At 60.0% G+C, this 21093-nt stretch carries 19 protein-coding genes; 5 read left to right on the top strand and 14 right to left on the bottom strand.

Translation table 11 applies throughout. The features are described 5' to 3' along the window. The first annotated feature begins 34 nt into the window (after positions 1 to 34). Positions 35 to 634, top strand: coding sequence for a LysE family translocator (locus tag PH562_RS28645; protein ID WP_285177139.1), 600 nt, complete (start codon positions 35 to 37; stop codon positions 632 to 634). A 25-nt stretch (positions 635 to 659) separates the two neighbouring features. On the opposite strand, the gene PH562_RS28640 is transcribed toward PH562_RS28645, so the two are convergent. The 4 genes from PH562_RS28640 to PH562_RS28625 form a co-directional block, all read right to left on the bottom strand. Continuing rightward, entirely contained in the window at positions 660 to 2519 is a 1860-nt protein-coding gene (locus tag PH562_RS28640) for a CHASE2 domain-containing protein (RefSeq protein WP_285177137.1), read from the bottom strand. Between the two features lie 12 nt (positions 2520 to 2531). After that, positions 2532 to 3065, bottom strand: a complete 534-nt coding sequence (locus PH562_RS28635; RefSeq protein ID WP_285177136.1) for a FecR domain-containing protein — start codon at positions 3063 to 3065, stop codon at positions 2532 to 2534. Between the two features lie 85 nt (positions 3066 to 3150). After that, positions 3151 to 4200 carry a HoxN/HupN/NixA family nickel/cobalt transporter gene (locus PH562_RS28630; protein WP_285177135.1) on the bottom strand — a complete coding sequence of 350 codons (1050 nt, stop codon included), beginning with the start codon at positions 4198 to 4200 and terminating at the stop codon, positions 3151 to 3153. A gap of 139 nt (positions 4201 to 4339) precedes the next feature. Further along, positions 4340 to 4732, bottom strand: coding sequence for a rhodanese-like domain-containing protein (locus PH562_RS28625; RefSeq protein WP_285177134.1), 393 nt, complete (start codon positions 4730 to 4732; stop codon positions 4340 to 4342). 63 nt (positions 4733 to 4795) lie between these two features. Between PH562_RS28625 and ftrA the strand changes: the two genes are divergently transcribed. Then, positions 4796 to 5848: a transcriptional regulator FtrA gene (gene ftrA / locus PH562_RS28620; RefSeq protein WP_285177133.1), complete on the top strand. Its 1053-nt coding sequence runs from the start codon at positions 4796 to 4798 to the stop codon at positions 5846 to 5848. Between the two features lie 33 nt (positions 5849 to 5881). Here ftrA and PH562_RS28615 read toward each other — a convergent pair whose 3' ends face one another. The 4 genes from PH562_RS28615 to PH562_RS28600 all read right to left on the bottom strand — a co-directional run bounded on the left by PH562_RS28615 (position 5882) and on the right by PH562_RS28600 (position 10089). Beyond that, positions 5882 to 7519: a CTP synthase gene (locus PH562_RS28615; RefSeq protein ID WP_015339947.1), complete on the bottom strand. Its 1638-nt coding sequence runs from the start codon at positions 7517 to 7519 to the stop codon at positions 5882 to 5884. A gap of 134 nt (positions 7520 to 7653) precedes the next feature. Then, positions 7654 to 8172, bottom strand: a complete 519-nt coding sequence (gene secG / locus PH562_RS28610; protein WP_285177131.1) for a preprotein translocase subunit SecG — start codon at positions 8170 to 8172, stop codon at positions 7654 to 7656. 113 nt (positions 8173 to 8285) lie between these two features. Further along, positions 8286 to 9056, bottom strand: a complete 771-nt coding sequence (tpiA, locus tag PH562_RS28605) for a triose-phosphate isomerase (RefSeq protein WP_092715299.1) — start codon at positions 9054 to 9056, stop codon at positions 8286 to 8288. Positions 9057 to 9192: 136 nt separating this feature from the next. Beyond that, entirely contained in the window at positions 9193 to 10089 is an 897-nt protein-coding gene (locus PH562_RS28600) for a dienelactone hydrolase family protein (protein WP_285177129.1), read from the bottom strand. 206 nt (positions 10090 to 10295) lie between these two features. On the opposite strand from PH562_RS28600, the gene parE reads away from it, so the two are divergent. Continuing rightward, on the top strand, positions 10296 to 12359 hold the full coding sequence (gene parE, locus PH562_RS28595) for a DNA topoisomerase IV subunit B (RefSeq protein ID WP_285177128.1): 2064 nt from the start codon (positions 10296 to 10298) through the stop codon (positions 12357 to 12359). Positions 12360 to 12544: 185 nt separating this feature from the next. Further along, positions 12545 to 13723: an AI-2E family transporter gene (locus PH562_RS28590; protein ID WP_285177126.1), complete on the top strand. Its 1179-nt coding sequence runs from the start codon at positions 12545 to 12547 to the stop codon at positions 13721 to 13723. Between the two features lie 4 nt (positions 13724 to 13727). Here the strand turns inward: PH562_RS28590 and PH562_RS28585 are convergent, their stop codons facing one another. The 4 genes from PH562_RS28585 to PH562_RS28570 all read right to left on the bottom strand — a co-directional run bounded on the left by PH562_RS28585 (position 13728) and on the right by PH562_RS28570 (position 16776). Then, complete coding sequence (locus PH562_RS28585; protein ID WP_285177125.1) at positions 13728 to 14195, bottom strand: GNAT family N-acetyltransferase; 468 nt, start codon at positions 14193 to 14195, stop codon at positions 13728 to 13730. A 120-nt stretch (positions 14196 to 14315) separates the two neighbouring features. Next, positions 14316 to 15470 carry a DUF2336 domain-containing protein gene (locus PH562_RS28580; RefSeq protein ID WP_285177154.1) on the bottom strand — a complete coding sequence of 385 codons (1155 nt, stop codon included), beginning with the start codon at positions 15468 to 15470 and terminating at the stop codon, positions 14316 to 14318. A gap of 113 nt (positions 15471 to 15583) precedes the next feature. After that, positions 15584 to 16189 (bottom strand): flavin reductase family protein, encoded by a 606-nt coding sequence (locus PH562_RS28575; protein ID WP_285177124.1) that lies wholly within the window; start codon positions 16187 to 16189, stop codon positions 15584 to 15586. Beyond that, positions 16189 to 16776 carry a nitroreductase family protein gene (locus PH562_RS28570; protein WP_285177123.1) on the bottom strand — a complete coding sequence of 196 codons (588 nt, stop codon included), beginning with the start codon at positions 16774 to 16776 and terminating at the stop codon, positions 16189 to 16191. The genes PH562_RS28575 and PH562_RS28570 overlap by 1 nt, the downstream gene beginning before the upstream one ends. A 153-nt stretch (positions 16777 to 16929) precedes the next feature. On the opposite strand from PH562_RS28570, the gene PH562_RS28565 reads away from it, so the two are divergent. Beyond that, on the top strand, positions 16930 to 18000 hold the full coding sequence (locus PH562_RS28565; RefSeq protein ID WP_285177121.1) for a hypothetical protein: 1071 nt from the start codon (positions 16930 to 16932) through the stop codon (positions 17998 to 18000). An 83-nt stretch (positions 18001 to 18083) separates the two neighbouring features. Here PH562_RS28565 and PH562_RS28560 read toward each other — a convergent pair whose 3' ends face one another. Both PH562_RS28560 and thrS read right to left on the bottom strand, forming a co-directional pair. After that, positions 18084 to 18923, bottom strand: a complete 840-nt coding sequence (locus PH562_RS28560; protein WP_285177120.1) for a lysophospholipid acyltransferase family protein — start codon at positions 18921 to 18923, stop codon at positions 18084 to 18086. 146 nt (positions 18924 to 19069) lie between these two features. Beyond that, positions 19070 to 21058, bottom strand: a complete 1989-nt coding sequence (thrS, locus tag PH562_RS28555; RefSeq protein WP_285177118.1) for a threonine--tRNA ligase — start codon at positions 21056 to 21058, stop codon at positions 19070 to 19072. Between the last annotated feature and the right edge of the window lie 35 nt (positions 21059 to 21093).

The raw sequence follows: 21093 nt of genomic DNA, 5'->3' as shown, positions 1-21093 counted from the left end.
CTATGCCTTTCTACAATATGGAGGAAGGCTGGATATGACGATCGAATCTCTGCTGCCGCTGATACTCTTCGCATTGGTTTCCACCATAACGCCCGGCGGTGCGACCACGCTTGCGACAGCATCCGGCGCTCACTTCGGCTTTCGCCGATCCATACCGGTCATGGGCGGCTTTGCCTTCGGCCTGGGCTCGATGGCCGGTGCGGCGGCAGCTGGGCTGAGTGGCGTTTTGATGGCCTTGCCGATGCTGCAGATTGCCATGAAGACGCTGGGCTCGCTCTATTTGATCTGGCTCGCTATTCGAATCGGCAGAAGCGGCCAGCCGCAGGAGGCCGGGCAGATGGTGAGGCCGACAGGCTTCCTTGCCGGCGTCTGGATGCTCTGGCACAATCCCAAGGGCTGGGCGATGACGATGGGGGCTGCCGCTTCTTTCGCTGCGTTGACAGAAAGTCCCGTCAGACTTGGAATTCTGCTCGGTTTGACCTTCTGCCTAATTGCAGCCTTCTCGCTCGCCGTATGGTGCCTTCTCGGGCAGATGCTCGGGCGTCTGCTGAAAACGGCATGGCAGTGGCGGGTGGTCAATATCTCTCTTGCGTGCCTGCTGGTGATTTCGATCATTCCGATGTGGAACGAATGAAACCAGACAAACGAGGCTGGTTTGATCACGGCCGGCTGCGCCAGAGCCATATGGCCAAGGTCCCGGCGCGACCACGCAAGCCTGTTTCGATCGGGCCATCGAGGCTCCCTTCACTGAAAGGCGCGCTGTCCCGACCGGCGGAAAGCAGCAGTTCGTCGCTGATGGCGATTTCGGCGCGATTGCTGGCTGCGACCTCCATCAGGCGGCTGGCGATGTTGACGGTGTCGCCAGTTGCCGTGATCTGCTGGCGACCTCCACCACCCAGCCGAGAGGCGACGATGGTGCCGGAATGCGCGCCGATCTTGAAGCCGATGCGAGACGCGACCGTCTCCGGCAGCGCCGAGAGCCAGCCTCTCATCCGCTCGGCCAAACGAATGCAACAACGCGCGGCATCGGCGGGATCGCTCGGCTTCGGCTGCGGTAAGCCGAAAAGGATCATCGCTCCATCGCCCATGAAGCTGGTGATGGCACCGCCGCATGCAGTCACTTCCTCCTCGACGAGATTATAGAAGCCATTCAGGAGTTCCCGTACGGCAGCCGGGCCGATCGTTTCGCTGAGACCCGTGAAACCGTTAATATCAATGAAGACGACAGCAGCTTGCTGATGCACCGGGCTTGCGAGGAAATCGGGATCACGGGCGAGATGTTCGGCAAGGCCGGGCGCCTCGATGCGCTGCAGGAGCTCGCTTTGCTCGGCGAAGCGCGTGGCTCGCCTGCGGTCGAACCAAAGCTGTGCTGCGCCGAACAGCAGCGCCGGCGGCATGGTCGCGGCAATCGGCAGGGCGGCACTCAGCCAGACCCCATGCTTGAAGGCGCTGACATTGATCGCGAACCAGATGAGCATGACGCCGAGGACTGTTATCAGCCCGATGGTGCTGCGTTGCCAGGAGAGAAGGCCGACAACAAGCAGCGGCAAACCGATGGCGAAATAGAGATCGATGAAGCGAATGTTGCGGTTGCGCACCAGACCGTCTCCTGCAATCAGATGCGTGATTGAGGTCGCGATCACTTCGATACCAGGCAGAACGGGATCGAAGGGTGTTGGAAAGACATCGCCACCGCCGGTAACAGTCGCGCCGATAACGACGATGTGATCCCTGATCGCAGCCTCCGGCAATTGCCCATTGAGCGCAGCACTGGCACTGACGGTGCGGATCGTGCCGCGCGGGCCGTAGAAGGAGAGCGGCATGAGATAGCCGGTATCGGTCTGGATGGACCTGTCACCGATCTTGATATGATCGGAGATGACGGTTGTCTGCTCGTTGGTTGCGGTGGAAACGACACGCAGCGAAAAGGATGGTTCGATCCGCTCGCCGCTGCGAAACAGCAGCGGCACGAAACGCGGCGTGCCCGCCTTGTCAGTCTGCACATTGACGATGCCATAGCTTGCGACATCGGCGAACCGCTGCTGTGGTTCGAGGAATTGCAGCGCACTGGGCACGCGGGCGAGAGGTTCCTTGCTATCTTCCGTGACGCGCTGGCGGCTTTCAGGAAAGATACCGGCCGCAGCCAGCACAACCTTGGTCCGTTTGAGCGATTGTTCCAATGCCGCATCGTCGGCATTGTCGCCGGCGTCGACTAGGAGCAGATCGAGCGCGACGGCTTTCGGCCCCAGTGCGGCGATGGCATCGATCATTTTGGCGAGCGTGGCGCGAGGCAAAGGATAGTGTCCCGCCATACGCGACGTCTCATCGTCTATGGCAACGATCGTGACGAGATCGGGTGGCTGGAAGCTACCGCCGAGCGTATTGCGGAGGTTCGTGAGCGTCGCTTCAGCGTTGTCGACGAAGGGAATGTCGCCGCGCAGATGCGCGATGCCGAGGCCCAGTCCCCAGACGGCAGTCAAGAGAAGCGCAATCAACGTCTGCAGCGGTGGTCGGCGCATGGCGTCGCGATCTCATTGACCGAGGCGGGCCATCAGAGCGTTTATGCGCGGCTGTCCCCATTGGATGACACGCAATGGGAAGCGGCTGCGATCGACATCGACGCCTTGCCCTTGGCCGAGCGTGACCCCTTGCCCGGTCGATATCTTGTTGACAGCGACGCGGCCACGCAAGACAAGCACGGACGTGTTGCCCCGCTTCACGTCGACGGCCCAGCGCGTGCCGCGCACGGCGGCGATTGCCTGTGGCGTCACCACTTCGAATCCGCCCCGAACGCGACCGGCATCCACATCGATCAACGCTGCCTTGCCGTCGAGCACAAGAGCATCCACATGGCCATCACGGTTCCGATCCGCAAGCCGATAGTGCGCGCCGCGCTCGACGATGATGCTAAGTCCAGCTTCGCAATTCAAGATCTGGCGCGTCGCGCTGACAGCAGGCTGCAACGGGCAATTCGTGACGGCTTGCGCGGAAGCCGTGCCGGCACTGACGATGCATAGGCTGCCTACTGCCAGCGCCAGGCTGCGAACATTGCTTGTGTGGATCATGATTGTGGCCCCTCATCGCCTATAACTGGAGCCGCGGACGGCGATTTCCAGTCACGGTATGCCCGATCCCTGGGACGATGATGCGTCATGAACGATTGATCTGCAAGTTGTCGTAGCCTCTGACTTTGTAGAGCACGGTCGAAACCAGCCAGCTCAGCAGGAAAATGCCGACGACGGCGAAACCGAAATTGGCAAGATTGTCATTGAGTTCGCCGATGAAGCTCCAGAAGCCGCCTTCAAGGCCGAGCTTGTCGGAAATCAGCCCCAGGGCCTCGATGCCGCCGATGAAGACGGCGACGACGACTGACGCCGCGGTGATGGTCAGATTGTACCAAAGCTTGCGCACGGGCTTGACGAAGGCCCAGCCATAGGCACCCGTCATCAGCGTGCTATCCAGCGTATCCATCAGCGACATGCCGGCGGTGAACAGCGCCGGGAAGACCAGTATGGTCCAGAAAGACATGCCCTGCGCGGCTTGAGCGGCCGAAATGCCGAGAAGCCCGATTTCCGTTGCTGTATCGAAGCCGAGGCCGAAAAGGAAGCCGATCGGATACATATGCCAGGAACGCGTCACGACCTTGAACATCGGACGGAAGATGCGTGCCAGAAATCCGCCGCCGGCAAGCAGCGTGTCGAGGTCTTCCTCTGCGATCCGCTCACCCCTCTGCGCCCGTCTGAAGGCGGACCAGACACCTTTGAGGACAAAGAGATTGGCAATGCCGATCAGCAGCAGAAAGACCGCTGAAACCGTCGTACCGATGACGCCGCCGATATCGTGGAAGGAATCGAGCTGGCTCTGCATGGCAGCGGCTGTGGCGGCAATCAGGATCGAGGCGATCACGACGATCGAGGAATGACCGAGCGAGAAGAAAAAGCCGACGGCATGGGGCTGCTTCTTTTCCTGAATGAGCTTGCGTACGACATTGTCGATGGCGGCGATGTGATCGGCATCGAAAGCGTGGCGTAGGCCGAACATATAGGCAAGAAGCGCAATGCCGAGCGAAGACGGGCGGTCTTCAAAGGCGACCCAGGCCCAAGCCCACGCGGCAATATTGAAAGCGATCAGCAGCGTGAAGGTGATGGCGATCTTCGCTTTCGGCCGCTCGATGCCATCATCAAATGGATTGAGGATCATACTTTTGTTCCCGTTATGCTTACTCGCACAGTGTCACGGAAAGGAAAGCGGCGCGACAGGTAAATGACGTAGATGCCGAAGTTTTTTGCAGTGTCGCAAAAACGGGCAGACCCGGCATATGCCAGCTCTGCCCTCGCGCTCAGCCCTTCTCGAACGGATAACCCTCATCGGCCCAGCCGGTCATACCGCCGATCATGACCTTCACGCGCTTGCCGAGCATGCCCAGGCGCCAAGCCGCCTTGTCGGTGCCGTTGCAATGCGGCCCGGCGCAATAGACGACGAAGAGCGTATCGTCAGGCCATTCCGCCATCTTCCTCGCGGTCATCTTGCCATGCGGCAGGTTGATCGCACCCGGGATATGCTTCTCTTGAAACATGGCTGGGCCGCGGACATCGAGCAGGACGAAATCGACATTGCCCGATGTCATGGACTGGTGGACGTCGGAGCAATCGGTTTCGAAGCCAAGCCTCTTGGCATAGTGCTCGGCGACGAGACTGGGATCTGCGGCGGGGATTTCACTGACTAGCGACATGGACACTCCTTTTTGCTTCGGTGCATTCATGCCTGAGCGATCCCGTGGTTGAAATTGGCCGAAATGCCATATAACGTCGATATCATGCCAAACTCAGGTAACCCCAATCTTCACGGCCCGCATGTTGTCACCCTCGTCTATGACGGGCTGTGCACATTCGAATTCGGCGTCGCCTATGAAATTTTCGGCTTGCCGCGACCGGAGATGGGGGAGGATTGGTATCGCTTTTCCGCCTGCGCGATCGAGGAAGGCCCTCTGCGCGCCGGGGGCGGGCTGACGATACAGGTCGATCATGGCCTTGAGGTCATCGCCGATGCCGATCTGATCGTCGTGCCCGGTTGGCGTGGTATAGGCACGGCAGTCCCTACCCCGCTGATTGCCCAGCTGCAAGCGGCCAGCCGTCGCGGCGTTCGCATTATGTCGCTTTGCTCCGGTGTTGCCGTCCTCGCCGCCGCAGGATTGCTCGCTGGCCGCAAGGCGACGACGCATTGGCGCTATGTCGATTCCATTGCGGCGCGCTATCCGGATATATCAGTCGACGCCGATGTTCTCTATGTCGATGAGGACAAGGTGCTGACCGCCGCCGGCAGTGCCGCGGCGATCGATCTCTGCCTGCATGTCGTGCGTCGGGACTTCGGACCGGATGTCGCCAACGGCGTCGCCCGCCGTCTCGTGGTTCCGCCCCATCGCGAAGGCGGCCAGGCGCAATATATCGAGACGCCGGTTTTGAGGCAGCGCGAGGGAGCGCGTTTGGGCCCCCTGCTTGAATGGATGCGCGAGCGTTTGCAGGAAGATCAGCCCATCTCGGCACTTGCAGCGCGGGCCGGCATGAGTGTTCGGACCTTCCAGCGCCGTTTCGAGGCGACCACCGGCATGGCGCCGGGCGAATGGCTGCTCAGCGAGCGGCTGCGGCGTGCTCGCGATCTCCTGGAGAAACAGGCGGCCATTTCGCTTGACGATGTGGCAGTGGCAAGCGGATTTGGATCGCTCGCCACCATGCGCCATCATTTTCGGGAGAGGCTTGCGGTAAGCCCGAGCGACTACCGCAAGCGATTTGCAGTCCTCAAAGCAGTTCCGGGAAAAGTGCGTAGCGATTTTCCGTCCGGAACTGCGTAAAAGCAAAGATGTAGAGCACTTCGGTGAAGCGCTCTATACCAGCCGGCTTTGTTCCGTCGCTGCTTCGATGAAGCTGGAGAACAGCGGATGCGGTTCCAGGGGACGGGATTTCAGTTCCGGGTGATACTGGACGCCGATGAACCATGGATGATCCGCATATTCGATCGTCTCAGGCAGCACGCCATCCGGTGACATGCCGGAGAAGGTCAGGCCGCAATCTTCCAGCTTATCCTTGTAGTCGATGTTGACTTCATAGCGGTGGCGATGGCGCTCCGAAATATCGGTGGAGCCGTAGATTTCCGAAATCTTCGTGCCCTTCTTCAGCGCCGCCTTGTAGGCGCCGAGGCGCATCGTGCCGCCGAGATCGCCGGATGCCGTGCGTTTCTGCAGCTCGTTGCCCTTCAGCCATTCGGTCATCAGGCCGACGACCGGCTCTTTGGTCGGGCCGAATTCGGTCGACGAAGCATGTTCGACACCCGCCAGATTGCGGGCCGCTTCGATGACGGCCATCTGCATGCCGAAGCAGATGCCGAAATACGGCACCTTGCGCTCGCGCGCGAAACGGGCAGCCAGGATCTTGCCTTCCGAACCACGCTCGCCGAAACCGCCGGGAACGAGAATGCCGTGAACCTTTTCGAGATACGGTGCCGGATCTTCCTTTTCGAAGACCTCGGACTCGATCCATTCGAGCTTCACCTTGACCCGGTTGGCAATGCCGCCGTGGTGCAGTGCTTCGATCAGCGACTTATAGGCATCCTTGAGCCCGGTATATTTGCCGACGATGGCAATGGTCACCTCGCCTTCCGGCGTGCGGATGCGATTGCAGACCTCTTCCCACTGTTCGAGACGCGGCTTCGGAGCCGGCTCGATGCCGAAGGCGGCCAGCACCTCGTTATCCAGGCCTTCCCTGTGGTAAGCCATTGGCACGTCATAGATGTTCGCAACATCGAGCGCCTGAATGACGGCAGATTCCCGCACGTTGCAGAACAGCGAAAGCTTGCGGCGCTCGGCTTCGGGAATTTCCCTGTCGGCACGCACGAGCAGGATATCGGGATGAATGCCGAGTGCCTGCAGTTCCTTGACGGAATGCTGTGTCGGCTTGGTCTTCAGCTCCCCGGCAGCCGGAATATAGGGCATCAGCGTCAGGTGAACGTAGACTGCCGTGCCGCGTGGCAGATCATTGCCGAGCTGGCGGATCGCTTCCATGAAAGGCATGGCTTCGATATCGCCGACCGTGCCGCCGATCTCGCAGATGACGAAATCATACTCGTCATTGCCTTCGGTCACGAAATCCTTGATCTCGTTGGTGACGTGCGGAATGACCTGGACGGTCGCGCCCAGATAATCGCCGCGGCGTTCCTTGTCGATGATGTTCTTGTAGATCCGACCGGTGGTGATGTTGTCGGTCTTGGTGGCCGAGCGGCCGGTGAAGCGCTCGTAGTGGCCGAGATCGAGGTCGGTTTCCGCTCCGTCGTCGGTGACGAAGACCTCGCCGTGCTGGGTCGGGCTCATCGTGCCCGGGTCCACGTTCAGATAGGGGTCGAGTTTGCGCAGGCGGACTCGATAACCACGAGCCTGCAACAACGCTCCGAGAGCCGCAGCCGCAATTCCTTTTCCGAGGGAAGAAACCACGCCGCCAGTGATGAATACATATCGCGCCATGGGAGTCACCGGATACCTTTTCACAAATGATTCCGCTAGCCCTAAAATTCGTTTCCGGAATTTTGGCTACAGAATGCGGAATATGGACAAAACAAAACCGGCAGATCCGAGGACCTGCCGGGGATGATCTTCGACGACCGGGATTACTTGCCGGTCGGGACGCCGCCGTTGTCGGCTGGCGCGGGAGTCGTCGTCGCCGGCGCGGTCTGCTGACCGGTTGCGGCCGGAGCCTGCTGGGCAGGAGTTGCCTCATTCGTCGCGGCAGGCGGTGTCGCCTGCGACTGCGGAGCGACGGCACCGCTGTTCGGCACACCGCTATTGTCGGCCGGCTTCGGTTGGGTCGTGGCCGGAGCAGCGCCCTTCGGGCCGCCGAGCGAATCGAGGATACCGTTGCCCTGGCCGGCCGTGCTCGGAATACGGTTGAGAATATCCGTCGGACGAGCTTCGAAGCGGGATAGCACGTTCATGCCGAGCGCGAGCGCGAAGAACAGCGCCGCAAGAATGGCCGTGGTGCGCGTCAGCGCATTGGCCGTACCGCGCGCAGACATGAAGCCCGATCCGCCGCCGATGCCAAGGCCGCCACCTTCGGAGCGCTGAATCAGCACCACGCCGATAAGGGCGACGACGATCATGAGATAGATGACAAGCAGTACGGTTTGCATAGATCCAGTCCTGCCCGGTGCGGGCATCAAAAATAAAAGCTCGCGGCTCTTTACATGAGGCTCTCGCCTATTCCAAGCCCTTTTAAGGCCGGAACTCCGGGCAAGTTGTTGCTTCAGGCGAACTGCCGTTCGAATGCGGCATAAATGGCGAGAAAATCGGTGGCTTTCAAGCTCTGGCCGCCGACAAGCACACCGTTGACATGCGGAACATCCAGAAGGTCGCGTGCATTGGCGCCGCTGACCGATCCGCCATAGAGGATTCGCATATTCGCCCCCTCCTTGCCGAAGCGCTCGATAAGCTCGGCGCGAATGAAGGCATGTGCCTCCTCGACGTTTTCCTGGGTTGGAACGACGCCAGTGCCGATCGCCCAGACTGGCTCATAGGCGATCACGGTCGTCTGCGCCGTGGAGCCATCCGGAATGGAACCTACGAGTTCCCGCTTCAGCACCTCGAGCGTCTGGCCGCTATTGCGCTCGTAAGCCGTTTCGCCGATGCAGATGATGGCGATCAGCCCGGCATCGTGCGCCGCCTGCGCCTTGGCGCGCACCAGCATATCGCTTTCGGCATGGTTCCTGCGCCGCTCTGAATGGCCCACGATGACATGGGTACCGAAGCAATCGGCAATCATCTCGGCCGAAATATCGCCGGTATGGGCGCCGCTGACCTGCTGGTGACAATCCTGAGCGCCGATTGCAAGCGGACTGTCGTCGCAGAGCGCGGTCGCGACATAGAGCAAGGTGGCCGGGGGGCAGAGCAGCGTATCGATCTTCTCCGACAGCGGCGCCTTGACGCCGTCCGCGATCGCCTTGATCTGATCCAGGCTCGCGCGCGTGCCGTTCATCTTCCAGTTTCCGGCCAGAAGCGGCCGTATGGTCTTCGTCATTCCGATTTTCTCCCCCTTGATCCAGCTTCGGACTAACAAAAAGGAAAGGGAAAGGAAAGTTATCGAATGCGGCCGAAACCAGCTCAAATCGTTTGAAAAATGCTTATCCGGAAAATAAGTCGGATTGCGCCAGCGTTTAAGACGCTTGCGGATCAACGATCCAGTTGAGCACTTTGCGCCAATCGGTCATGCGGACGGGCGTTCCATGATTGCCGGTCTCGAAAAGCGTGAAGCGTGTCGGATAATGCGCTTTGTAAAGCTTCTCAAACAAGGCCTGCTGGTCTGCAGCCGCATAGACCGGATCCTTGCTGCCATGCGTGAACCAGAGCGGCAGCTTTGCCTTGTAGAAAGCGCTCTTGGTGAAATCCGGATCGGTGACACCGCTCAGGATTGCCATGCCCTTCAGCCGCTTGACGCTTTCGGCATCGCGGGTGATGCCCCAGCAGATGAAGCTGCCCATGGAGGCGCAGGTCAGGATGACGGGCTTGCCGCCCGATTGCTCGTAAGAGTAGCGGATCAGCGCGGCGATATCGGCGACGCCATTGCTGTCGAAACCTTTGACGCTCGGTGCGTAATAGGTGCCGCCGTTGCGATAGGCGAGATTCTTCAGCCGGTTGAAATTACCGCCGAATGTATAGTCGTTGGAGCCGAGCCGACGGTCACCGCCGCGGCCATGGATGAAGATCACGGTAAACGCCTGCTTCGATGCGGGACCTATGCGGGTGACATCGACCTTGCGGTCACCGATCTCAAGCGTTTCGTCTTCCTGCGCCTTCCAGCGTACGCCGGTATCAACATAGGCAGGCTTGACGCGCTTTTCCGGAATCTGGTCGCGGCCGTTAATGTCCCGCATTTCCTGGTAATCGATCGTCTGGAACGCGCCGTTGTCATGGCTCTCGATTACCGTCTGGTTGGAAAACAGTTCGTCCTTGAATGGCTTGAGCATCTCGGCAGAGGCTCCAGAGGCGGTCGCGAGTAACAAGATGCCCGAGATTGCGGACAGAACGGGCAAATGAGCTGTGGACATTGGCATGCGGATACTTCCTCCGGTCGGCCATCGGGCTTGCCATTCGTCACCCGGCAACGCAAATCTCTTTCAAGAATCTGCCCCATCGTGGGGCGCCATCGCTCTTGTGCGCTGTTTCTGGCAGAATCACGATGATTCGCGAATAGCGGCGACAAATGCGATAATGAAGGGGTCTGGCCCCACCAGAACAAATCTGAGCAGCTTGAAATTCTATGGACAATAGCAACGATCTCTTCTCCGGACTCCCCCGCTCCCCCAAGCCGGAGGCAGCGGAAAAGCCGGCCGTAAAGACAGAAAAGCCGGCTCCTGCGCCCGCACAGCGCGCGGTTCCGACGACTTCCTCGTCAGAGGAATATGGCGCAAGCTCCATCCGTGTTCTCGAGGGGCTCGAGCCTGTCCGCATGCGTCCCGGCATGTATATCGGCGGCACGGACGAGAAGGCGCTGCACCACCTTTTCGCCGAAGTCATCGACAACTCGATGGACGAGGCCGTGGCCGGTCACGCCAATTTCATCGAAGTCTATCTCGATCGGGAAGGCTACTTGACCGTCACGGACAATGGTCGCGGCATTCCTGTGGAAAACCATCCGCAGGTGCCTGGCAAATCGACGCTCGAAGTCATCATGACCAAGCTGCATGCCGGCGGCAAATTCGACGGCAAGGCTTATGAAACCTCGGGCGGTCTGCACGGTGTCGGCGTGTCCGTCGTCAATGCGCTGTCGGACGACCTGGAAGTCGAAGTTGCCCGTAACCGCAAACTCTATCGCCAGCGCTTCTCGCGGGGCCTGCCGGTCGGCGGCCTGGAAGAGCTGGGCGACGTGCATAATCGGCGCGGCACCCGCGTCCGCTTCCATCCCGATCCACAGATCTTCGGCGATCACGCCCGCTTCGATCCGGCCCGCGTTTTCCGCATGGCCCGTTCCAAGGCCTATCTGTTCGGCGGCGTCGAGATCCGCTGGGGCTGTGACCCAGAGTTGGCACCTGAAGGCGCCGATGTTCCGGAAAAGGCGGTCTTTCACTTCCCGGGCGGCTTGAAGGATTATCTCAAGGCGACGATGGGCAATGAGTTCACCGTCACCCGCGAAATCTTTGCCGGCAAGTCGGAGAAGGAAAGCGGCCACGGCTCGCTCGAATGGGCGATCACTTGGTATGGCGGCGACCCACAGATCCATTCCTACTGCAACACGATTCCGACCCCGGAAGGCGGCACGCATGAGGCGGGCCTGCGCATCGCCTTGACCAAGGGGCTAAAGAGCTACGCCGATCTCACCCAGAACAAGCGTGCGGCCAATATCACGACCGACGACGTGATGATTTCGGGCGTCGGCATGCTGTCGATCTTCATCCGCGAACCGGAATTTGTCGGCCAGACCAAGGACAGGCTCGCGACGGTCGAAGCTCAGCGCATCGTCGAAAACGCTCTGCGTGACCCTTTCGACCATTACCTTACCGACAATCCGGCCGAAGCTGAGAAGCTGCTGGAGTGGGTGATAGAGCGCTCCGAAGAGCGCATGCGCCGCCGCAAGGAAAAGGAAGTCAATCGCAAGACGGCTGTGCGCAAGCTGCGCCTGCCCGGCAAGCTGGCCGACTGCTCGCAGAACTCCGCCGCTGGCGCGGAACTTTTCCTGGTCGAGGGTGACTCGGCCGGTGGCTCTGCCAAGCAGGCGCGCAACCGCATGAATCAAGCGATCCTGCCGCTGCGCGGCAAGATCCTCAACGTCGCCAGCGCCGGTCGCGAGAAGCTCTCCGCCAACCAGCAGATTGCCGATCTGGTGCAGGCGCTCGGTTGCGGCACGCGCTCGAAATACCGTGAAGAAGACCTTCGTTACCAGCGCATCGTCGTGATGACGGATGCCGACGTCGACGGTGCCCATATCGCCTCGCTGCTGATCACTTTCTTCTATCAGGAGATGCCTGAGCTGATCCGCCAGGGCCATCTCTTCCTGGCCGTGCCGCCGCTCTACAAGATCACCCAGGGTTCGAAATCGATCTATGCCCGCGACGACGCGCACCGGCAGGAGTTGATGGCAACGGAATTCAAGGGCAAAGGCAAGGTCGAGATCAGCCGTTTCAAAGGTCTGGGCGAAATGTTGCCGGCCCAGCTCAAGGAAACCACGATGGACCCGGCCAAGCGCACGCTGCTGCGCGTCGAGATCGACGAAATCGATTTCGAGGGAACCCGCGATGCCGTCGATAACCTGATGGGTACCAAGGCCGATGCTCGCTTCCGCTTCATTCAGGAGCGCGCTGCCTTTGCCGAAGACCTGGATATCTGACGCAGAAAACTTAGTCTTTTGCGTCAAGATGCTTCGCCACCTCTTGCTAACTTCATCGCGACGCGCAGGCCAGTCGTGCTATTGTCATGACGACTGAATAAGAAGCGTGAAGCCGTTGCTCTTGAAACGGCCTAGATCATACCCCATAACCGGATGATCTAGTAAAGAGGGGCGAAGTAAGACCGGTGGGTGTATTTGAACGTCATAAGCCAAAGGAACACCGGTGGCTGGGGCCGAGCGCGCATGCGCGCATGCCTTTGATCCCATCCATTTCCGCGGCGCGCTGGCTGCTGATTTTGATTGCGATTGCCGGCATCTATTTCTTTTACGGCTTTCTCGTTCCGGTTCTGGCCGCAGCGGTGATCGGCTTCGCCACTTGGCCGCTTTATAGCGATATCGTGCGCCGTACCGGCGGCAATACGACACTCGCCGCCACCATCGCCATCGCATTCATCGTCACCTTCCTTGTTCTGCCCATCGTCCTATCCGCCATCTATATGGCTGGTGAGGTGCGCGAGTGGTTCAGCTGGGCGATCCATGTGAACCGCGAGGGTGCGCCGCCGCCGCAATGGATTCTCGCTTTGCCGGTCGTCGGCTCCTGGCTCGGCGAGCAATGGACGCAATATGTCGGCAGCCCAGGCTCGCTCGGCGAGTTGGCGCAGCTGGTAAGCGGTGCCCATATTGGCAATATCTACAGAGCAGTGCTTGCAGCCGGTGGTGGTGCATTCCATGTCGTGCTGACCCTGCTCTTCATGCTGATCGCGCTGTTTTTCATCTATCGCGACGGCTCGACCTTCGTTCGTCAAGTCGATCTGCTCGGCGAACGTATCCTTCCCAATCGCTGGGAGCGGATTTCGCGGGTCGTACCGGCGACGATCAGTTCCACCGTCATGGGCATGACACTGATCGCCATCGGTGAAGGCATCGTTCTCGGTGTGGCTTATTGGATTGCCGGAGCTCCATCGGCCATCACGCTCGGCGTTCTCACCGGCGTCATGGCTCTCGTGCCGGGCGGCGCACCGCTCTCGATGTCGCTTGTGTCGATCTACCTCGTCGCCAGCGGCTCGCTTTGGGCGGGTATCGCCCTCTTCCTCTGGGGCACGATCGAACTTTTCATTGTCGATAAGACGCTTCGTCCCAAGCTTGTCGGCGGTCCGATCAAGCTGCCCTTCCTCCCCACCTTTTTCGGCCTAGTGGGCGGCGTGAAGACCATGGGATTTCTCGGGCTCTTCATCGGCCCGGTCCTGATGGCGATCATCGTTGCCATCTGGCGCGAATGGATTCGCGAGGCCGAATTGACCGAGGAACAGCAGGCGCAGGAACCCGAACTGCAACTGCGTGTTCGGGACGCTGCCGAGGGCTGATTGCTCAGCTCGTTTGTTCCAACCGTTTTTCCATGAAGAGGCTCAACGGATCCGGCTGATAGCTGCCGAAAGCCGGAATTTCGCGATAGCCGAATTTCCGGTAGAGGCCGATCGCCTCCGGCTGATATATGCCGGTTTCCAGCCGCACCGCGGACAGGCCCTTTTCGAGCGCCGCCGCTTCGAGCGTTTCCATGAGCCTGCGTGCGACGCTTTGGCCCCTTGCAGCCGGATCGACGAACATGCGCTTGATCTCCGCCGTGCCGTCGCCGGCCTCCACCAGCGCGCAACATCCGACGATCATCTCCTCCACTCTGGCAACCCAGAAGGTCACCTCAGCCTTCTCCAGCGAAGACAGATCAAGCATATGGTTGCTTTCCGCCGGATAGAGCGATTCCGCATAGGCGCTGGACATGTCGAGAAGGCGAATGACGCCTTCCTGATGCGGGGGTTCGATAGCAATCGTCAATGACAAGATAAACCTCGGAACCTAGAGCATGTCGCGCAAAAGTGTGCAGCGGCGCAAAATCAAAGACCTAAAGCGTGGGAAGCGAATCTGAAAGATCGAGCCGCGCTTTAGAACGCCTGCTGAATATCACGCAGCGGCTAGTGTCGCCAGCGCGGCGAAACTCCGTGCTGCCTGCCGCCGTTCGGCATTCGCAAGCTTCTCCACCATGTCGAGGAGCTGTACCGCAGCGGCGGGAGCTGGCTCCGCTAAGCGGAACTTGCGCAGCAGGCGCGAAGAAACATCTTCCAGCATCGCACTGCCGTTCTTGCGGGAGGATTCACGCCATATCATCGTCGCCTCGACGAAGATGGTGCTGATATCTCGGGGCAGTCCGGCGCTTTCGTAGAGCGCCCGAATGGCGTAGACGCGACCCCTCGAGATGATGGAGCGCACGCGCCGTTCGTCGCAGCCGGAAAGGATGGTGATCGCGCAAGCGAAGAAATCGACCTTGCCGGAGCACAGCGCATGCATCAGGAATGCCGGCGTCAGCCAGCCGCTCTGCCTGAGATGCTCGACCAAATCAGGCAATTGCTCGTGCTGCGCCGTTCCTGCGATCGTGACAGTTGCGGATTCGGTTGCTTCACGCGTTACCTGCAGCAGCCTGGAGCTGCCGACAAAACTCTGGACGAGCGCCGATTCCGAAAGCGCGTCGCTGACCTGACGCATCAGCAGGTGCCTGATATCGGAAGATAGCATATCGCGGGAAAGAAGCAGCCCACGTATCTCGGCGCAATCACCCATGCGCTCCGCGATACGTTTGAGCGAAGCCTGTGAAATCAACGCACCGTCATTTTCCAACAGACACAGAATTTCTGTCTCTCCGCCGATCTCGGCAAGAGCGGCGCAGACTGCACGCGATACCTGCCCGCGGGAGGCAATGAGAACCCGTGCCACATCGCTGCCATGTAGTGCGAGATCGACGAGATCGGCATCGGTGAACACGGGCGAAAACAGGATGATTTGCCCTGCAATTTCAGGCTGATCCTGGGCAAGGGACAGAATGACATTGCGTGGCGCGCTGGCCGAATGGGCAACGGCTTCAGCAAGCGCCAGCCGCACGCGGGGAGACGGATCGTCGAGCAGATAGGTCATGGCCATCTCGGCGGCTGCGCGCTCGTCCTTCGGCATCTCCGAGTGCAGATAGGCCCTGCCGAGTGCATTGGCCGCCCGGGTCCTGCTTTCTGCCTTGGCGGTTTCAGCCCAGCGAAGGAATGCTTCTATGATCACGTAACGCCCCGATATCGACGAGGCGATTCTTGCCCCGCAAATTCATATGCTTCACGTTATCGGGCAAAGGTTTACGGGACGTTTACCCTGCTCATTAACCTTTCGCCTATCGGCACGAGGGACGTTCCTCAGGGCGCCTTTGGCCTGATCATTTCGAAGACGTCGCTGCTCTCGCTATAATCCATGTAGCCCATGCGCGCGACGGGACGTGCCAGCGCCATGTCCAGCCTGCCGTCGCGAATGATCGTCTCGTCGATACGGATGCCGACGACCTGGCCGATCACCATGATGTTTTCCGACGCCTCACCATCGAGACCCTTGGGCTGCAGAATTTCGGTCACCCGGCATTCGAGCACGGCAAAGGCCTCGGCGACATAAGGCGCGTCGACCAGCTCGCCCGGCTTCGCCGTCAGTCCGGCGAGCTCGAATTCGTTAATGCCATAGGGAACGGCAATCGATGAATGGTTCATCTTCTCAACAATATGGCGGCTGACGAGATTGGCGGTAAAGACGCCGGTTTCCTCGACATTGCGTACGCTGTCCTTTCGACCGGCGGAAGAGAACATCACCAGCTTTGGCCGATCGCTGACGGCATTGAAAAAGGAATAGGGCGAGAGGTTCAGCGAACCGTCCCTGCCCTTGCTGCCGATCCAGCCGATCGGCCGCGGCGCAACGATTGCCTTGAACGGATCATGCGCCAGACCGTGGCGATTGGTGTCTGTCGTATAGAACATTACGCGTCCTCACCGCCGATCCAGGTCACCGTTTCCGATAATTCCGGGCGTGGGCGTTCGACCGGCGGAAAGCTTGTCGAACCGATATGGATGAAGCCGGCAATCTTCTCGCCCGGCTGGACGCCGAGCAGCGGATAAGCGCGCTCGTCGAAGGCGAACCATTCGGTCAGCCAGTTGGAGACCCAGCCATGCGCATTGGCCGCGATCAACAGGTTCATGCAAAGCGCGCCTGCCGACATCAGCTGCTCCCACTCCGGAATCTTGAAATGCGGCGCCGCCTTGCTGACGACTGCAATCACGACGGGCGCTCGGGTGAAGCGGGTCCGCTCGACCTGGATCATTTCCTCCGACAGGTCAGGCTTGGCTTCCAGCGCTAGTTTCAGCAGCTCTTCACCGATACGGGCACGCTCACCGCCGCGATAGACGATGAAGCGCCAGGGCGCGAGCTTGCCATGATCCGGCACACGCGAGGCCAGTCGGAGAATCTCCTCGATTTCGGCCTTGCCAGGTCCCGGTTCCGACATCTGGAACGCAGGGATGGATCGGCGCACCGCGAGATAGTCGACCAGCTTGATATCGGTTTTCATTGAGGAACTGCCTTCATTTTGGCTTGTGGTATGATGAGGTCTTGAATTTGCCACCGCATTGGTTTTGAAGTGGCGTGTGTTTTATCGGAAGTCAATCGGTTGGTATCCATGTCAGGCATTTCATCCGCTCGCCGATTGAGCGCGGCTTTCGCAATGCTTGCGAGCCTGAGCACTGCCGTGTCGGCACAGGATGCCTTCAAGGAATTCAAGCAGCTCGACGGCAGCGTCAAGATGCCGAAGCTCAACGCCTTCGTGGCACCGAGTGGTGAGAATTCGGCCGCGCGGACATTGCGCGACGTTTCCCTCGAAGCCAAGCTCACGCCCCAGAGCGGCCCACAGCAGCAGGGTCTTGCCTGGTATGTCTTCAGCCCGGTTGCGGGCGCTGACGGCAAACTGCCGCTGGTCGCCAGCTCGCGCGGAGGCTCTGCCTCCTTCCATCTTCTGCCCGGCGATTATTTCGTCAATGTCTCTTTCGGCCGCGCCGGCGTCACCAAGCGGCTGAGCGTGCCTGAAAGCGGCGACACCCAGAAGCAGACGATGGTTCTCGATGCCGGCGGCATGGTCCTGAACGCCGTATCCGGGCCCGATGTCCGCATCCCTCCGAACGAGCTGAGCTTCTCGATCTATTCGAGCGAAACCAAGGAGGACGGCGAGCGCGGTCTTGTCATGGACGACGTCAAGCCGAACACGCTGGTCGGCCTTAGCGCCGGCACCTATCACGTCGTTTCCGAATACGGCGAGGTCAATGCCGTCATCCGGGCCGATATCCAGGTGGAAGCCGGCAAGGTGACGGAAGCGACCATTCAGCACAGGGCGGCAAAGATCACGTTCAAGCTGGTTTCGGATGCCGGCGGCGAGGCGATCGCCGATACCGCCTGGTCGATCCTGACGGCTGCGGGCGATATCGTCGGGGAGAGCGTCAGCGCCTTTCCGACCATGGTGCTTGCGGAAGGCCGCTACACGGCCGTCGCCCGCAACAAGGACAAGATCTACCAGCGCGATTTCACGGTCGCCGCCGGCATGAATACGGATGTGGAAGTGCTGATGAAACAGCAGCAGCCGCAGGATGCCGATACCGAACAGTCGGCCCGACAGCTGCCGATCCAGATGCCGCCAATGCGCCAGAGCCAGACTCCTCCGGCCACGACCAACCAGCAGCCGCTGCCCACCTATGAACAACTGGCGCCGGCCGCTGGCGGCGACGACGGCGATAGCATGGATTGACAACCGAGACTCGCGTTTAATCGTCGGCTGGTGCTATCAATGCAGTCACCGTTCGGTGATGAGGAGCTCGAAACCCTTTTCGCTCATCCTGCCCTGCGCCGCAGCACCTTTCTCGGCGGAGCCATGGAGAAGACTGCGCCATAGAGCTTCGTCAGCAGATCCTTGCGATCGCTGCCCTCGCTGAGCGCCTCCCAGCTCCTGGGAGCACCGATATGTGCCGTTATGGTGCTGCCCGAGAGACGCCGGAATTCGCGGATCAGCAGCGAGATGCGCAGGGTCATCGAGATCCGACTCGCCAAATGGAACAGCCGGCCGTTCTGCCCCTCGAAATAGATGGGGATGACGCTGGCGCGCGCCGCCTGAATGAGTTTTGCCGGGAATATTTTCCAGGGAAGATCTTCTGCCCGGCCGAAACCCTTCTTGGCGGTTGCGACGCCTCCGGCTGGAAAGACGATGATCGTCGTGCCTTCCTTCAGCAGGCGAACGGCCTCATGCCGGGTCTTCATGTTGATTGCCATCGCTTCTTTGGTTTCCTCGAAGGAAACCGGCAGCGAATAATCGCTCATTTCCGGTACTTTCAACAATTCATTGTTGATCAGGACCTTGAAGGGGCGCCCCAGTTGCTCGGCAAGCGCCAGCACCGCGATCCCGTCGCCGATGCCGTAGGGGTGATTGGCGACGATGACGATCGGCGCCTCGGGGATCTGGTTTGGCGGCCACTCGCCCTTGATGAGCAGGCGCACGTCGATGAGATCGAGCATCTTGCCGAAAACCCGCTCGCTCTTGCCGACGATATCGGTGCGCCAGATATCGTAGAGCCGGGCGTAACGGTCCCGGCCGGAAAGACCTTCGATGGAGCGGATGAACCAGCGCTTGATCCGCGTATCCCGTTCATTGGCGTAGGATAATTCTTTGAATTCCAAGTGCGCGACGGGGCTGCCCCGCTCCTATGGTCTCAGTTGCGTCACATGCTGCAGCCACAGCAACGCGTTGATTCATCAACTATATGAAAGCTGTATGTCAGTTCTCTGACGGCACCCTGAAGGTGCCGCCAGATATCGATCGGCCGTCAGGCGGCCTTGACGCGTCGTGCTTCGCGCTTGCGCAGAATGTCCGGCGGCGTTGCTTCGAGAGCAAGCGAGGCGATCGCCTCGTCGAGCGACATTGACGTTTGCGACTGGCTGCCGAGGCGGCGGATATTGACCGAACGTTCTTCGGCTTCCTTCTTGCCGCAGACGATGATCACCGGAACCTTTGTCACCGAATGCTCGCGGATCTTGTAGTTGATCTTCTCGTTGCGGAAGTCGGTCTCGACATCGAGGCCGGCATCGCGCAGCGCTTCGGCAACTTCTTCGCCGTAGGCATCGGCTTCCGAGGTGATCGTCGCGACGACGACCTGCAGCGGCGAGACCCAGAGTGGCATATGGCCGGCGAAGTTCTCGATCAAGATGCCGAGGAAGCGTTCCATCGAGCCGCAGATGGCGCGGTGGATCATCACCGGCTGCGTCTTTTCGGAATGCTGGTCGATGTAGAAGGCGCCGAAGCGCTCCGGCAGGTTGAAATCGACCTGCGTCGTGCCGCACTGCCATTCACGGCCGATGGCGTCCTTGAGTGTATATTCGAACTTCGGACCGTAGAAAGCACCCTCGCCCGGCAGAATGCCGGTCTTGATGCGCCCTTCGGACTGCGCCTCGATCGTCTTCAGCACGTCCATCATCACGCTTTCGGCGCGATCCCAGAGCTCGTCCGAACCGACGCGCTTGTCAGGGCGGGTCGAGAGCTTGACGACGATCTCCTTGAAGCCGAAGTCCTCATAGACTGACAGGATGAGATCATTGATCTTCAGGCACTCGGCCGCCATCTGCTCATCGGTGCAGAAGATGTGCGCATCGTCCTGCGTGAAGCCGCGCACGCGCATCAGACCATGCAGCGCGCCCGAGGGCTCGTAGCGATGGACGGCGCCGAATTCCGCAAGACGGATGGGCAGTTCGCGGTAGGACTTCAAGCCATGCTTGAAGATCTGGATATGGCCTGGGCAGTTCATAGGCTTCAGGGCGAAGACGCGATCGTCGTCGGTATCGTCACCGGCAACTGTCACTTTGAACATGTTGTCACGGTACCAGCCCCAGTGACCCGAGGTCTCCCAGAGCGACTTGTCGAGTACCTGCGGCGCGTTGACTTCCTGATAGTCGCCCTGCAGCCGCCGGCGCATATAGGACACCAGCGTCTGGAACATGCGCCAGCCCTTGCCGTGCCAGAAGACGACGCCGGGGCCTTCTTCCTGGAAATGGAACAGGTCCATTTCGCGGCCGAGACGGCGATGATCGCGCTTTTCGGCTTCGGCAAGAATGTGCAGATAGTTATCGAGATCGGCTTGTTCCGCGAATGCCGTCCCGTAAATGCGGGTCAGCATCGGATTGTTGCTGTCCCCACGCCAATAAGCGCCGGCGACCTTCATCAGCTTGAAGGCGTTGCCGATCTGGCCAGTCGAGGCCATGTGCGGACCACGGCAGAGGTCGAACCAATCGCCCTGGTAATAGATCTTCAGATCCTGACCTTCCGGGATCGCATCGACCAGCTCCACCTTGTAGCGCTCGCCCTTGGCGGCGAAAACTTCCCTCGCCTTTTCGCGCGACCAGATTTCCTTGGTGAACGGCTTGTTGCGCAGAATGATCTCGCGCATCCGCTTCTCGATGACCGGGAGGTCATCGGGCGTGAAAGGCTCGTTCTTGGCGAAATCGTAATAGAAGCCGTTTTCGATGACCGGACCGATCGTCACCTGCGTTCCCGGCCAAAGCTCCTGTACGGCTTCGGCGAGAACGTGAGCAGTGTCATGGCGGATCAGTTCCAGCGCGCGGTCGTCCGAGCGGGTAATGATCTCGATCCTGCCGTCGGTCACCGGATCGGAAAGGTCGCGCACGGTGCCGTCGATAGCGATTGCGACAGCCTTTTTGGCCAGCGACTTGGAAATGGATTCGGCGACATCGCGCCCGGTCGTGCCGGCAGCGAAGCTGCGCACGGAATCATCGGGAAATGTCAGGGAAACGGATTGGGACATCGATATTCTCCTTGTCCAGTCCCGCCAACGAATGC

Origin of the sequence: Rhizobium centroccidentale, from assembly GCF_030182565.1 — a bacterium.
Classification (GTDB): domain Bacteria; phylum Pseudomonadota; class Alphaproteobacteria; order Rhizobiales; family Rhizobiaceae; genus Rhizobium.
Note: the sequence above shows the minus strand (reverse complement) of the source record. Positions and strands in the feature narration are given on the sequence as shown.

Bases quoted from the DNA above. Each gene is read 5' to 3' on its own strand.
- PH562_RS28645 (WP_285177139.1), top strand. From the start codon at position 35: ATGACGATCGAATCTCTGCTGCCGCTGATACTCTTCGCATTGGTTTCC.
- PH562_RS28640 (WP_285177137.1), bottom strand. From the start codon at position 2,519: ATGCGCCGACCACCGCTGCAGACGTTGATTGCGCTTCTCTTGACTGCC.
- PH562_RS28635 (WP_285177136.1), bottom strand. From the start codon at position 3,065: ATGATCCACACAAGCAATGTTCGCAGCCTGGCGCTGGCAGTAGGCAGC.
- PH562_RS28630 (WP_285177135.1), bottom strand. From the start codon at position 4,200: ATGATCCTCAATCCATTTGATGATGGCATCGAGCGGCCGAAAGCGAAG.
- PH562_RS28625 (WP_285177134.1), bottom strand. From the start codon at position 4,732: ATGTCGCTAGTCAGTGAAATCCCCGCCGCAGATCCCAGTCTCGTCGCC.
- ftrA (WP_285177133.1), top strand. From the start codon at position 4,796: ATGCCATATAACGTCGATATCATGCCAAACTCAGGTAACCCCAATCTT.
- secG (WP_285177131.1), bottom strand. From the start codon at position 8,172: ATGCAAACCGTACTGCTTGTCATCTATCTCATGATCGTCGTCGCCCTT.
- tpiA (WP_092715299.1), bottom strand. From the start codon at position 9,056: ATGACGAAGACCATACGGCCGCTTCTGGCCGGAAACTGGAAGATGAAC.
- PH562_RS28600 (WP_285177129.1), bottom strand. From the start codon at position 10,089: ATGCCAATGTCCACAGCTCATTTGCCCGTTCTGTCCGCAATCTCGGGC.
- parE (WP_285177128.1), top strand. From the start codon at position 10,296: ATGGACAATAGCAACGATCTCTTCTCCGGACTCCCCCGCTCCCCCAAG.
- PH562_RS28575 (WP_285177124.1), bottom strand. From the start codon at position 16,189: ATGTTCTATACGACAGACACCAATCGCCACGGTCTGGCGCATGATCCG.
- PH562_RS28570 (WP_285177123.1), bottom strand. From the start codon at position 16,776: ATGAAAACCGATATCAAGCTGGTCGACTATCTCGCGGTGCGCCGATCC.
- PH562_RS28565 (WP_285177121.1), top strand. From the start codon at position 16,930: ATGCTTGCGAGCCTGAGCACTGCCGTGTCGGCACAGGATGCCTTCAAG.
- thrS (WP_285177118.1), bottom strand. From the start codon at position 21,058: ATGTCCCAATCCGTTTCCCTGACATTTCCCGATGATTCCGTGCGCAGC.